Source organism: Streptomyces sp. NPDC021356 (genome assembly GCF_040641015.1).
In the GTDB taxonomy this organism is placed as follows: Bacteria; Actinomycetota; Actinomycetes; order Streptomycetales; family Streptomycetaceae; genus Streptomyces.
Map to the genome: position 1 here is coordinate 211,685 of NZ_JBFACU010000006.1, position 12,214 is coordinate 223,898.

14 protein-coding genes are annotated in these 12,214 nt (G+C 70.2%); 7 read left to right on the forward strand and 7 right to left on the reverse strand.

Going from position 1 to position 12,214, the window contains the following annotated elements:
• Positions 1 to 192: 192 nt before the first annotated feature.
• The 4 genes from rpsF (at position 193) to rplI (ending at position 1,928) form a co-directional block, all read left to right on the forward strand.
• On the forward strand, positions 193 to 483 hold the full coding sequence (gene rpsF, locus AB0G56_RS10275; protein ID WP_019324683.1) for a 30S ribosomal protein S6: 291 nt from the start codon (positions 193 to 195) through the stop codon (positions 481 to 483).
• Positions 484 to 560: 77 nt separating this feature from the next.
• Positions 561 to 1,145 (forward strand): single-stranded DNA-binding protein, encoded by a 585-nt coding sequence (locus tag AB0G56_RS10280; protein ID WP_360966552.1) that lies wholly within the window; start codon positions 561 to 563, stop codon positions 1,143 to 1,145.
• A gap of 81 nt (positions 1,146 to 1,226) precedes the next feature.
• Entirely contained in the window at positions 1,227 to 1,463 is a 237-nt protein-coding gene (gene rpsR, locus AB0G56_RS10285; RefSeq protein ID WP_003949403.1) for a 30S ribosomal protein S18, read from the forward strand.
• A gap of 18 nt (positions 1,464 to 1,481) precedes the next feature.
• Positions 1,482 to 1,928 carry a 50S ribosomal protein L9 gene (rplI, locus tag AB0G56_RS10290; protein WP_360966555.1) on the forward strand — a complete coding sequence of 149 codons (447 nt, stop codon included), beginning with the start codon at positions 1,482 to 1,484 and terminating at the stop codon, positions 1,926 to 1,928.
• Between the two features lie 161 nt (positions 1,929 to 2,089).
• On the opposite strand, the gene AB0G56_RS10295 is transcribed toward rplI, so the two are convergent.
• Positions 2,090 to 3,427, reverse strand: coding sequence for an MATE family efflux transporter (locus AB0G56_RS10295; protein ID WP_360966558.1), 1,338 nt, complete (start codon positions 3,425 to 3,427; stop codon positions 2,090 to 2,092).
• A 459-nt stretch (positions 3,428 to 3,886) separates the two neighbouring features.
• Here AB0G56_RS10295 and dnaB point away from each other — a divergent pair, with 459 nt between their 5' ends.
• Positions 3,887 to 5,365 (forward strand): replicative DNA helicase, encoded by a 1,479-nt coding sequence (gene dnaB / locus AB0G56_RS10300; protein WP_360966561.1) that lies wholly within the window; start codon positions 3,887 to 3,889, stop codon positions 5,363 to 5,365.
• 32 nt (positions 5,366 to 5,397) lie between these two features.
• Here dnaB and def read toward each other — a convergent pair whose 3' ends face one another.
• Entirely contained in the window at positions 5,398 to 5,979 is a 582-nt protein-coding gene (gene def, locus AB0G56_RS10305; protein ID WP_360966564.1) for a peptide deformylase, read from the reverse strand.
• A 139-nt stretch (positions 5,980 to 6,118) separates the two neighbouring features.
• Between def and AB0G56_RS10310 the strand changes: the two genes are divergently transcribed.
• Positions 6,119 to 6,694, forward strand: a complete 576-nt coding sequence (locus AB0G56_RS10310; protein WP_360966567.1) for an ArsR family transcriptional regulator — start codon at positions 6,119 to 6,121, stop codon at positions 6,692 to 6,694.
• Positions 6,695 to 6,863: 169 nt separating this feature from the next.
• Positions 6,864 to 8,249 (forward strand): serine hydrolase domain-containing protein, encoded by a 1,386-nt coding sequence (locus tag AB0G56_RS10315; protein WP_360966570.1) that lies wholly within the window; start codon positions 6,864 to 6,866, stop codon positions 8,247 to 8,249.
• Positions 8,250 to 8,414: 165 nt separating this feature from the next.
• Here the strand turns inward: AB0G56_RS10315 and AB0G56_RS10320 are convergent, their stop codons facing one another.
• The 5 genes from AB0G56_RS10320 to AB0G56_RS10340 all read right to left on the reverse strand — a co-directional run bounded on the left by AB0G56_RS10320 (position 8,415) and on the right by AB0G56_RS10340 (position 12,022).
• Entirely contained in the window at positions 8,415 to 8,867 is a 453-nt protein-coding gene (locus AB0G56_RS10320) for a GNAT family N-acetyltransferase (RefSeq protein ID WP_360966573.1), read from the reverse strand.
• A gap of 38 nt (positions 8,868 to 8,905) precedes the next feature.
• Complete coding sequence (locus AB0G56_RS10325) at positions 8,906 to 9,370, reverse strand: MarR family transcriptional regulator (protein ID WP_360966576.1); 465 nt, start codon at positions 9,368 to 9,370, stop codon at positions 8,906 to 8,908.
• Between the two features lie 169 nt (positions 9,371 to 9,539).
• Complete coding sequence (locus AB0G56_RS10330; RefSeq protein ID WP_360966579.1) at positions 9,540 to 10,406, reverse strand: GNAT family N-acetyltransferase; 867 nt, start codon at positions 10,404 to 10,406, stop codon at positions 9,540 to 9,542.
• A 138-nt stretch (positions 10,407 to 10,544) separates the two neighbouring features.
• Positions 10,545 to 11,027 carry an NUDIX hydrolase gene (locus AB0G56_RS10335; RefSeq protein WP_360966582.1) on the reverse strand — a complete coding sequence of 161 codons (483 nt, stop codon included), beginning with the start codon at positions 11,025 to 11,027 and terminating at the stop codon, positions 10,545 to 10,547.
• A gap of 89 nt (positions 11,028 to 11,116) precedes the next feature.
• Positions 11,117 to 12,022: a LysR family transcriptional regulator gene (locus tag AB0G56_RS10340; RefSeq protein ID WP_360966584.1), complete on the reverse strand. Its 906-nt coding sequence runs from the start codon at positions 12,020 to 12,022 to the stop codon at positions 11,117 to 11,119.
• Positions 12,023 to 12,214: the final 192 nt, after the last annotated feature.

Sequence of the window (12,214 nt, forward strand, 5' to 3'; positions counted from 1 at the left end):
TAGTCTGTTCCGTCTGCACTTGTGTCTGCCCGGCCCGAGCGCGGGGCAACCAGGGGACGGTCAGGAGATTCCGCCGGCCGACCCCCGTTGTCAGTGCCGGCTGTTTTACTGGCAGACACGATTGCGTACGCATCACAACCCTCCTGCCACGGAACGACCGTGGCCGCTGAGTCCAAAGGAGGTGGGTTCCACATGCGTCACTACGAGGTGATGGTCATCCTCGACCCCGATCTCGAGGAGCGCTCTGTCTCCCCGCTGATCGAGAACTTCCTCTCTGTCGTCCGTGACGGCGGCGGAAAGGTCGAGAAGGTCGACACCTGGGGCCGTCGTCGTCTCTCGTACGAGATCAAGAAGAAGCCCGAGGGCATCTACTCGGTCATCGACCTGCAGGCCGAGCCTGCGGTCGTCAAGGAGCTCGACCGCCAGATGAACCTGAACGAGTCGGTCCTCCGGACCAAGGTCCTCCGCCCCGAGACCCACTGAGCCCTTTCGCTCAGCCGGCCTCGGGATCCGAGTAGCAGCACCAGCAGCCAGCAGCAAACCCGCCGAGAGGTACCCCCATGGCAGGCGAGACCGTCATCACGGTCGTCGGCAATCTCGTCGACGACCCCGAGCTGCGCTTCACCCCCTCCGGTGCGGCGGTCGCGAAGTTCCGCGTCGCGTCCACGCCCCGCACCTTCGATCGCCAGACGAACGAGTGGAAGGACGGCGAGAGCCTGTTCCTGACCTGCTCGGTCTGGCGCCAGGCGGCGGAGAACGTCGCCGAGTCGCTCCAGCGAGGCATGCGCGTGATCGTGCAGGGCCGGCTGAAGCAGCGGTCCTACGAGGACCGTGAGGGCGTCAAGCGCACGGTCTACGAGCTGGACGTCGAGGAAGTCGGCGCCAGCCTGCGCAACGCCACGGCCAAGGTCACGAAGACCAGCGGCCGAGGTGGCCAGGGCGGGTACGGCGGTGGCGCCGGCGGCGGCCAGGGTGGCGGCAGCTGGGGCGGCGGCCCCGGCGGCGGCCAGCAGGGCGGTGGCGGCGCTCCCGCCGACGACCCCTGGGCGACCGGCGCTCCCGCCGGTGGCCAGCAGGGTGGCGGCGGCTGGGGCGGTGGCTCCGGCGGCAGCGGCGGCGGCTACTCGGACGAGCCCCCCTTCTAGGCCTTCGGACCGGTCCGCGGACCGGGACGGGTCGAGAGGCGGGGCCGTACCCACACTTCTTGATCACACAGGAGAAACACCATGGCGAAGCCGCCTGTGCGCAAGCCTAAGAAGAAGGTCTGCGCTTTCTGCAAGGACAAGGTCACGTACGTGGACTACAAGGACACGAACATGCTGCGGAAGTTCATTTCCGACCGCGGCAAGATCCGTGCCCGCCGCGTGACCGGCAACTGCACGCAGCACCAGCGTGACGTCGCCACGGCCGTCAAGAACAGCCGTGAGATGGCGCTGCTGCCCTACACCTCCACCGCGCGATAAGGGAAGGGTGAGCCATTCATGAAGATCATCCTTACCCACGAGGTTTCCGGCCTCGGTGCCGCGGGCGACGTCGTCGACGTCAAGGACGGTTACGCTCGCAACTACCTGATCCCGCGGAAGTTCGCTATCCGCTGGACCAAGGGTGGCGAGAAGGACGTCGAGCAGATCCGTCGTGCTCGCAAGATCCACGAGATCCAGACCATCGAGCAGGCCAACCAGATCAAGGCCCAGCTCGAGGGTGTGAAGGTCCGTCTGGCCGTTCGCTCCGGCGACGCCGGCCGCCTCTTCGGTTCCGTCACCCCGGCCGACGTCGCTTCGGCGATCAAGGCCGCCGGTGGCCCCGAGGTCGACAAGCGTCGCATCGAGCTGGGTGCGCCGATCAAGACCCTGGGCGCCCACGAGACGTCCGTGCGTCTGCACCCCGAGGTTGCCGCCAAGGTCAACGTCGAGGTCGTCGCGGCCTGATCGCCGTGCTCGGCTGACCGCAGTCGAAAGAGGGGGCCGTACCCGGCGGGGTACGGCCCCCTCTTCGTGGTCGTCGAGGTGAGCGATTCGTGGGACGTAGGGCGCGTTTCACGTGAAACACCGCTTGCCGACGGCGGTGCGAATCCAGTGGGCAGGACGCTTCAGCGTGTCGCGCCCGTCACGAGCCAGCGGCCTGAACGGGTACGCGCCCACAAGGTCAGCATGCGCACCGTCATCATGAGGGTCATCGCGGCCCACAACGCGGTGAGCCCACCACCGAGGGCGGGCACCAGCAGCGCGGCGGGGGTGAAGACCACCAGCGTCAGGATCATCGCCCCGGCCAGGTACGGACCGTCTCCCGCGCCCATCAGGACGCCGTCGAGCACGAAGACGACGCCGCAGACGGGCTGGGAGAGCGCCACCAGGAGCAGCGCGGGAAGGGCGGCGTCCTTCACGGTGGAGTCACCGGTGAACAGGGGCAGGAATGCCGGCCGTGCCACGACGACCAGAAGCCCGAGGACGAACCCGGCAGCGATGCCCCACTCCACCATGCGACGGCATGCTCCTCGGGCTCCCTCGGCGTCCGAGGCGCCCAGGAAGCGGCCGATGATGGCCTGCCCGGCGATCGCGATGGCGTCGAGAGCGAAGGCGAGCAGGCTCCACAGGGACAGGATGATCTGATGGGCGGCGATGTCCGCGTCGCCCAGGCGGGCCGCGACCGCCGTGGCGATCATCAGGATGGCCCGCAGGGAGAGCGTGCGGACCAGGAGGGGAACGCCGGCCTGGGCACAGGCCCTGATGCCCGCGGCGTCCGGGCGCAGGGACGCGCCGTGCCTGCGGGCACCGCGGACGACCACGGCGAGGTAGACCGCGGCCATGCCCCACTGGGCGATGACGGTGCCCCAGGCGGAGCCCGCGATACCGAGTCCGGCACCGTAGACGAGTCCGGCGTTCAGGGCGGCATTGGCGACGAAGCCCGCGACGGCGACGTACAGCGGGGTCCGGGTGTCCTGCAGTCCGCGCAGCACACCGGTGGCGGCGAGGACGACGAGCATGGCGGGGATGCCCAGTGCGGAGATGCGCAGATACGTCGTCGCGTACGGAGCGGCCGTGTGGGAGGCGCCGAAGAGATCGACCAGGCCGGGGGCTGCGGGCAGTACGGCCACGATGACGGCGGCGCCGAGCAGCAGCGCCAGCCACACACCGTCCATGCCCTGACGGATCGCGGCCTGGAGGTCACCCGCGCCGACACGGCGGGCGACTGCGGCCGTGGTGGCGTAGGCGAGGAAGACGAAGATGCTCACGGCGGTCGTCAGCAGGGCCGAGGCGACACCGAGTCCGGCGAGCTGTGCCGTGCCGAGGTGGCCGACGATCGCGCTGTCGGCCATCACGAAGAGCGGCTCGGCGACGAGTGCGCCGAAGGCCGGGACGGCCAGCGCGACGATCTCTCGGTCGTGCCGGCGCCGGTCGGCCGTAGGGCGTGCGGGGGCCTGTGTCATGGGCACCAATCTAACCGTCCACAGGTAAGTGATGCAAAGGCTTTGGGACCCTTACTTGCCCGTGTCGGCTGCGCACTTGTGCACCTCGTTCGAACCGATCTTGGCCCGATGGGCGAAGTTTTTCTTCTGCACAGCCGGTGGACGGGAAAACAGCAGGTCAAAGTGGGTCTGCGGAAACCGTCGAGGGCTTGTTCACAACGCTGTCCACCGAGTCGTGCACAGGTTTCGTGGAGTTCTCCACAGCATCCGGCCCGTCGTCCACATGGCCTGTGGATAACCAGATTGGCTGACGGTGCCCGGGGGCCTACCGTGGTCCGGCGCCCGCTCCGTTCGCCGGCTTTCGAACCGTCCCGAAACGACGCGCCGGAAGCGGAGGCGGGCCTCTCGATTTGTCAGTGCCGTGCCGTAGAAAAGAGAGGCACGGCGAGGTCCGCTCGGCGGACGGGAGGAGGCCGCTCGGTGAGCATTTCCGAGCCCTTGGACGACCCGTGGGCCGACAGCGGACCAGGTGATCGTCTGCCTGCTTCCCGCAGGCGGCCCGACGGCGGTCGCGGACGCGAGGAACAGCACGACCGAGGCGGGGAGGGCGGCTCCTGGGAAGGTGCGGGCCCGGCGTTCGAGCGGGTGCCTCCGCAGGACCTCGACGCGGAGCAGTCCGTGCTCGGCGGCATGCTGCTGTCCAAGGACGCCATCGCCGACGTCGTCGAGATCCTCAAGGGCCACGACTTCTACAAGCCGGCCCACGAGACGATCTACCAGGCCGTCCTCGACGTCTACGCCAAGGGCGAGCCCGCGGACCCGATCACGATCGCGGCCGAGCTGACCAAGCGCGGCGAGATCAACAAGGTGGGCGGCGCGTCGTACCTGCACACGCTCGTGCAGACGGTGCCCACCGCGGCGAACGCCGCCTACTACGCGGAGATCGTCCACGAGCGTGCGGTGCTCCGCCGCCTGGTCGAGGCCGGTACCCGGATCACCCAGATGGGCTACGCGGCCGACGACGACGTCGACGAGATCGTCAACCGCGCCCAGGCCGAGATCTACGCGGTCACCGAGCAGCGCACCAGCGAGGACTACCTGCCGCTGGGCGACATCATGGAAGGCGCCCTCGACGAGATCGAGGCGATCGGGTCGCGCAGCGGCGAGATGACCGGAGTGCCCACGGGGTTCACCGACTTCGACTCGCTGACGAACGGCCTGCACCCCGGTCAGATGATCGTCATCGCCGCGCGTCCCGCGATGGGCAAGTCGACGCTCGCGCTCGACTTCGCGCGGGCCGCCTCGATCAAGCACAACCTGCCGAGCGTCATCTTCTCGCTGGAGATGGGCCGCAACGAGATCGCGATGCGCCTGCTGTCCGCCGAGGCTCGCGTCGCCCTGCACCACATGCGCTCGGGCACGATGACCGACGAGGACTGGACCCGGTTGGCCCGCAGGATGCCGGACGTCTCCGCCGCCCCGTTGTACATCGACGACTCCCCGAACCTGTCGATGATGGAGATCCGCGCCAAGTGCCGGCGGCTGAAACAGCGCAACGACCTGAAGCTGGTCGTCATCGACTACCTCCAGCTGATGCAGTCCGGCGGTGCCAAGCGCGCCGAGAGCCGCCAGCAGGAGGTCTCGGACATGTCCCGCAACCTCAAGCTGCTCGCCAAGGAGCTGGAGATCCCCGTCATCGCGCTCTCCCAGCTCAACCGTGGCCCCGAGCAGCGCACCGACAAGAAGCCGATGGTCTCCGACCTGCGCGAGTCCGGCTCCATCGAGCAGGACGCCGACATGGTCGTCCTGCTGCACCGCGAGGACGCCTACGAGAAGGAGTCGCCGCGTGCGGGGGAGGCCGACCTGATCGTGGCCAAGCACCGGAACGGCCCGACCGCGACGATCACGGTGGCCTTCCAGGGCCACTACTCACGGTTCGTGGACATGGCCCAGACCTGATCCGACGCCGCCGGGCGCTCTTCCCGCTCTGCTCACCTGTCCAGGGCGGCGGCCTTGGCCGCGCGCTGTGCGAAGACGTCGTCACGGTGGTCCGTCATCTGTCGCAGCGCCTCCCTGCGGTCCCGCTTGGAGAGCCGGTCCAGGTACGTGTGGCCGCCCAGGTGGTCGGTCTCGTGCTGCAGGCAGCGGGCGAAGTAGCCCGTTCCGTCGATGACGACAGGGGTGCCGTCCTTGTCGAATCCGCGGACTACCGCCCGATCGGTGCGGGGTACGGGCATGGTGGCACCGGGGACGGACAGACAGCCCTCGACGTCGTCGACGAGGCGCCGGGCGCCCGGAACTGGCAGCTCCAGTACCGGGTTCAGGACATGACCGACGTGCCGGACCCCGTGGTCGTCCGGGCAGTCGTACACGAACAGCCGCAGGTCGACGCCGACCTGGTTGGCGGCCAGACCGGCACCGTCGGCCACGTACATGGTCAGGAACATGTCGTCGATCAACGCCGCCAGGGCCGATGTCCCGAACTCGGTCACCTCCCGGCAGGGCCGGCCCAGCACTTCCTCGCCGACCACCGTGATCCGGCGGACTGAGCCCCGTGCGTGTCGGTCGGTCACGGTCGCCTCTCCTTCTTGCAGGACGTGTGCCAAGACTTCTCGGCCGGGGCTTCCGGCGACGGTCTCCGCGGCGGCGTCCTGCGACGGCTTCTTGCGGTGCCCCTTGCCTGAGGCTTTGCAAAGTAGCAGACTTTGCAAAGTGACTGAAGAGCTGAACGCCCCGAACGACCGACCAGGGGACGTCGACGCCCCCCTCCGTGAGCACGGGGTCCGCACGGCGCTCCTGGAACTGCTCGCCGAGGTCGGCACCGTCACGGCGACCGAGGCTGCTTCCCGGCTGGGCTACAGCTCGGGTCTCTGCTCGTTCCACCTGCGGCAGCTCGCTCGCCACGGGCGCATCGAGGAAGCCCCTCACAGCGGAGGACGCGCCCGGCCCTGGCGTCTGGCGTCGCGCACGCCGGCCGGAGGAGGCTCCGCGCACGACGAGTTCGGCGCCTTGGCCCGGGGGCTGGAGGACGAGAGCTGGCAGCGCTGGCTGGCCCAGCGGGACGACGCCCCGCCCGCATGGCGCCACGACGAGGCCTTCAGTGCCGTCACCTACCTGACGCCCGAGGAGATGGGCCGGGTCGCGGACGTGATCCGACGGGCGCTCGCGCCCTACCAGGATCGCGAGCAGCGGCCCCTGGCCCGCCCGGAAGGCGCTCGCCCGGTGGCTCTCATCACACGCCTGTTCCCCCTGCTGCCCCACACACCGGACGACGCGGACGAGAGGTGAGCGCGCCTGGTACGAGGTGTTTTCGAGCTGCCCAGGGGTCGCCCAGGGGCTGCCTGCGGGCCGTGCGGATCGGCTCGTACGGCGAGGCCCGGACCGGTCGCACGGCGGAAGCGCCCCCACCCGGCGAAATCGGCTCGACGCGCGCGCCCGTCCCCGATGGACTGGGGACATGACGACACCTCAGGATGAGTTGCTGCCCAGCACCCGTCGATCCCTTACGCACCGGATCGCCGTCGCCCAGGCCGAAGGACGGACGCCGTCACTGGTCGCGTCCGTCGTACGGGGCGGGCAGGCGGTCTGGCACGGCGCGCGCACGTCGGTGGACGGGCACGCGCCGGACGAGAACACGCAGTACCGCATCGGTTCCATCACCAAGACGTTCACCGCCGTGCTCGTCCTGCGCCTGCGCGACGAAGGCCTGCTCGACCTCGGTGACCCGCTGGAGAAGCACCTGCCGGGCACGGGCGCGGGAGACCCGACGATCGCCGATCTGCTGGCCCACACGGGCGGCCTGGCCGCGGAGTCGCCCGCACCCTGGTGGGAGCGGACCCCGGGCACGCTGCGTCCCGAACTCGCCGACGTCCTCGGTGAGAAGCCGCTGCGGCACCCGGTCGGCAGGCGGTTCCACTACTCGAACCCCGGCTACACGGTGCTGGGGGCGCTCGTCGAGAAGCTGCGCGGCGCTCCGTGGGAGGACGTCCTTTGCCGGGAGGTGCTCGAACCCCTGGGGCTGGGCAGCACGAGTGCGCGGCCCCGTGCACCGCACGCGGGCGGCTGGGCCGTGCACCCCTGGGCCGACGTGATGCTGCCCGAGCCCGTCGAGGACCTCGGCCGGATGGCGCCGGCCGGACAACTCTGGTCCACGACAGGGGATCTGAGCCGGTTCGCCGTGTTTCTCGCCCGGGGCGACGAGCGGGTGCTGAGCGCTGCTTCGGTCCGGGAGATGCGCACCCCGGCCGCTCCGCCCGAGGCCTCGGACGTGACGGCGGGATACGCGTACGGTCTGGGGATGGAGTTGCGGCGTTCCGGCGAGCGGCTGCTGGTGGGGCATTCGGGTTCGCTCCCGGGCTTCCTCGCCTCTCTCACCATCGCCGTGGAGGACGATGTGGCCGCCGTGGTGCTGACCAACTGCACCTCTGGCCTCCCGGTGGTCTCCGTGGGGGCGGATCTGGTCCGGATCGTCGCCGAGGCCGAGCCGCGCATCCCGGACCCCTGGCGGCCGCTGCGGGACATCGTCCCGGAGGTGTTGGAGCTGGCGGGCCAGTGGTACTGGGGGACGCACGGCTTCGGGCTGCGGTTGACCGGGGACGGACTCCTGTCGCTGGAGCCGTTGACGGGCACCGGGCGCAGGTCGCGGTTCCGGGCGAACGGCGACGGCACCTGGACGGGCCTGGAGGGGTACTACGCCGGGGAGCTGCTGCGGGCGGTACGGCGACCGGACGGGGAGGTGGACCACCTGGACCTCGGATCGTTCGTCTTCACCCGGCAGCCGTACGACGCCGGGGCCGCGGTGCCCGGGGGCGTGGCCCTGGAGGGGTGGCGGGGGATCGGCTAGCCCCGAAGAGAGGGAGGCCGGCCCTCGCCACGGAGTGAAAACGGCAGGAGTGGCTGTTTCACGTGAAACGGCCACTCCTGGCGGCGGGGAGGCCCAGCGCGGGGAAGGCCCTCGGCGAGCGTGGCCCCTGACGGTTTGCACGGCGAGCGTGGCCACCGCGGGCGCTCACAAGGACAGCTTGTAACCCACGTGCGAGGGTTCGAATCCGAGCCGTTCGTAGAAACGGTGGGCGTCGGTGCGGGTCCGGTCCGATGTCAGCTGCACCAGACGGCAGCCCTCGCGCCGTGAGGTGTCGATCGCCCACTCGATGAGCTGTGTGCCCAGGCCGCTGCCGCGTTCGTCGGCGTGGATGCGGACGCCTTCGATGATCGACCGGGTGGAGCCGCGACGGGAGAGCCCGGGGATGACCGAGAGCTGGAGCGTACCGACGACACGCCCCTGCCGTAGGGCGACGACCAGGTGCTGGTTCGGATCGGCGCGGAGCCGTTCCAGGGCGGCCAGGTACGGGGCGAGGTCGTCGGGCGACTCGCGCAGGGCGCCCAGCGGATCGTCCGCGAGCATGGCGACGATGGCGGGGACGTCCTCGGCGACGGCCGCACGTATCTCAAGATCTCCCATGCCCCGGAGCTTATGCGCCGCCCGGCCGGAGCGTGCCGCTATACCGGGGCAGGGGCGTGCAACGACTCCACGACCCGGACGAGGGGTGCCAGCTCCGGGTTCTCGGCGGCCTCGTCGAGCGCTTCGCGCAGGGCGGTGTCGTTGGTCGGCCTGGCCTTCTCCAGAAGGCTCAGTCCGGCGTCGGTGACGTTGGTGTAGATGCCCCGGCGGTCGGTGGGGCACAGGTACCGCTCCAGGAGGCCGCGGTCCTCGAGCCGGGTGACGAGCCGGGTGGTGGCGCTCTGGCTCAGCACGACCGCGTCGGCGACCTGTTTCATCTGCAGATGACCGCCGTCGCCGTCGTGCTGCCGGCTGAGCACGTCGAGCAGGGAGTACTCGCGCACGCTCAGGCCGTGGCCCGACTGGAGGGCCCGCTCGATGTGGGTCTCGATCCTGCCGTGCAGCAGAGAGAGGGCGCACCAGCCCTGAGCGAGGGCGGTGAGCGCGGGGTCCGTCGCTGTCATGGCGTTTCCTCCATCCCGGGGCGGGTGCCTCAAGGATAGGGCACCCCCGGGGTTGCCAGCGGGTGCAAGCAACCGGCGCCTGCAACTACGAGGAGGGCGGCCGTACCAGGCCGAGGACCACACCGCCGCCGCATCTCGCGACCTCACGCGTTCCAGGGGACCGGCCGGCTCATCCGGCCGCCACTGTCAACGGAGCGAACCGTCGGGTCCAGTCCCCGGGCGGTTCCGTGATTTTGTACGTCATGACGGAGTTGAAGACGATGGACGCCAGCCCGCGCTGCTTCGCCCAGTCCCGCAGTTCTTCGTGGCGTACGTCGATGTCGGTGCGCAGCAGGCGGTCGGTGTGGGCGGCGAGGGAGGCGATGAGGGCCTTGGCGGTCTCCGTGTCCCGGGCGATCAGCGGGCCCACCACGTGCGTGTCCATGTTGGGCCAGGCAGCCGCGTAACCCGTGATCCTGCCGTCCTCCTCGGCGACCCGGAGATGGTCGGCGAACGCGGGCAGCCGCGTGATGACAGGGGTCCGGTCCGCGCCGAAGACCTCCTCGTCGAGGCGGAGGATGCCGACGAGGTCGTCGGCGGAGGCCGGTCGAGTGGCGGGCCCGGTGAGTGGCCCCTCCGGTGAGAAACGCCCGAGCAGCATCTCCGACCGGCCCGTGACCTTGAAACCGAGTTCCTCGTACAGCGGGCGCCCGTAGGGGGTGGCGTGGAGGGACAGCGGTGTGGTGCCCGCCGCCGCGACGACGTGACGCATCAGCCGGCGGCCGATGCCCTGGCGTGCGTGGCGCTCGGCGACCAGGACCATACCGATGGCGCTGAGGTCCGGTCGGCCGTGGGGCCCGTACTCGGTGACCACGCAGGCGGCCACCAGTCCCCCGTCGGGGTCGTCGATGCCGAACCCCTTCCCGGCGGAGAGGAGCAGGCCCCATTTGTGTTCCTCACGGGGCCAGCCCCGGTTCTCGGACAGGTCGGCGCAGGCGGTGAGGTCCTGGCGCGTCAGGGGGCGGATGGGCAGAGCGGCAGGGGAAGGAGTCGACACGCAGGTCAGGCTGTCCGACGGATGCCGTCGGCGTCCACTCGTTTCGTAAGAGACGTACGTGCTTTTGGCCATGTCACGTGCGGGCGACGGCGCGGCTCGGCGACCGGACCGCGGCTGTTTCACGTGAAACGCGGAGGGTCAGCCGAGGTCCGGGGCGTGCATGGCACGTACGCCCTCGATGTTTGCGTCCAGGTAGTGCCGCAGCGACAGCGGAACGAGGTGCACCGAGGCGATCCCGACCCGGGTGAACGGCACGCGCACGATCTCGTACTCGCCGGTGGGCTCGTCCACCTCCGGTCCGTGCCTCAGGGAGGGGTCCATCGACTCCAGGTGGCACACGAAGAAGTGCTGGACCTTCACTCCGGTCGCGCCGCCGTCCTCGCCGATGTGTTCCACGGTGTCCACGAAGCAGGGGACCACATCGGTGATCTTCGCGCCCAGCTCCTCGTGGACCTCTCGGTGCAGGGCGTCGACGACGGTCGTGTCACCCGGCTCGACCCCGCCACCGGGAGTGACCCAGTAGGGATCGACACCGGGCTTGGTGCGCTTGATCAGGAGCAGGTCGTCGCCGTCGAGGAGGACGGCGCGGGCGGTGCGCTTGACCACGGGTCGGACGGTCATGGGAGAAATGTGGCCCGGCTGGTTCCACGTGAAACATCGCGAACCGTCATCACCCACGCACCCGAGGTGACTCCTTCGTTCGGCCGGGCTCAGCACCAGTCGACCGCTGCCCGCATCAGCCGCTCATGGGCCCGCGCGAGGTGCGGCATCGCCAGCGTGCCGGCCCGTGCGACCAGGAAGTACGTGCGCAGCGGTGGGACCGGCGGCTCATGGAGGGCCACCACGTCTCCCCGCCTCAGGGCGGCGGCGCTCAGGTAGCGCGGCAGCACCGCGAGCCCGGCACCGGCCACCGCGCACGCCAGGACCGCGCGCAGGTCGGCGACGATCACCGTGCCCGGTCCGGTCGGGCGGGAATCGAAGACCGAGGCCCAGTAACGGCGGACGAGGGGCAGTGACTCGTGGACCTCGATCACCGGGACGCCCTCCAGAGCGGGCGCGTCCTTGCTCCGCCGCCGTGCGGAGCCGATCTCGTCCGCCCAGCGCGGAGCGGCGAGCAGGACGTGCTCCTCGTCGCAGAGCGGTGCGGCCGTGAACAGGGCGCCACGTGGCCGTGCCGTGCTGATGACCAGGTCGTGGTGGCCGGCGGAGAGCCCTTCCAGGGTCTCTTCGGCCGTTCCGAAGGATGCGCGCAGGGCGAAGCCCTGACCTTCGTCCCCGGTGAGTCCGCTCAGCGCGGGCAGCGCCCGTTCCGCGGTGAACTCGGGCGGCCCGGCCAGATGCAGGGTGCGCGAGGAGGACTCGTCGTCGAGGCCCGCCTCGGCGATCTCCACCAGCGCGTCCAGGTGCGGCGCGGCCTTGTGCGCGAGTTCCTCGCCGATCGACGTCGGTGTCACGCCGCGGGCCTGCCGCAGGAACAGGGGGCGGCCCAGTTGCCGTTCCAGCGTGCGGATCTGGGAGGTGACCGCCGGCTGCGAGAGACCGAGCAGCGCTGCGGCGCGGGTGAAGGAACCGGCACGGTGGACGGTCACGAAGGTGCGCAGCAATGCCAGGTCCACGGCCTGCCCTCCCCTCCCGCCGCCACTGCGCCCAGCCCCCGACCGTGCCCAACTATAAATATGTCGATAGGCCTCTGCCGCTACTGTGATTGGACACTGACTCGGAGTCAACTAGCCTTCTTCGAGCGGTTCTTAGCACGCGGAACCGTGGGCGGTCCGAACCACGAGGGGGGAGGCTCGGACCGCCCGCCG

Coding starts and splice junctions, on each gene's coding strand:
- rplI (WP_360966555.1), top strand. CDS start 1,482: ATGAAGATCATCCTTACCCACGAGGTTTCCGGCCTCGGTGCCGCGGGC.
- rpsF (WP_019324683.1), top strand. CDS start 193: ATGCGTCACTACGAGGTGATGGTCATCCTCGACCCCGATCTCGAGGAG.
- AB0G56_RS10325 (WP_360966576.1), bottom strand. CDS start 9,370: ATGACAGCGACGGACCCCGCGCTCACCGCCCTCGCTCAGGGCTGGTGC.
- AB0G56_RS10280 (WP_360966552.1), top strand. CDS start 561: ATGGCAGGCGAGACCGTCATCACGGTCGTCGGCAATCTCGTCGACGAC.
- AB0G56_RS10320 (WP_360966573.1), bottom strand. CDS start 8,867: ATGGGAGATCTTGAGATACGTGCGGCCGTCGCCGAGGACGTCCCCGCC.
- rpsR (WP_003949403.1), top strand. CDS start 1,227: ATGGCGAAGCCGCCTGTGCGCAAGCCTAAGAAGAAGGTCTGCGCTTTC.
- AB0G56_RS10315 (WP_360966570.1), top strand. CDS start 6,864: ATGACGACACCTCAGGATGAGTTGCTGCCCAGCACCCGTCGATCCCTT.
- AB0G56_RS10335 (WP_360966582.1), bottom strand. CDS start 11,027: ATGACCGTCCGACCCGTGGTCAAGCGCACCGCCCGCGCCGTCCTCCTC.
- AB0G56_RS10295 (WP_360966558.1), bottom strand. CDS start 3,427: ATGACACAGGCCCCCGCACGCCCTACGGCCGACCGGCGCCGGCACGAC.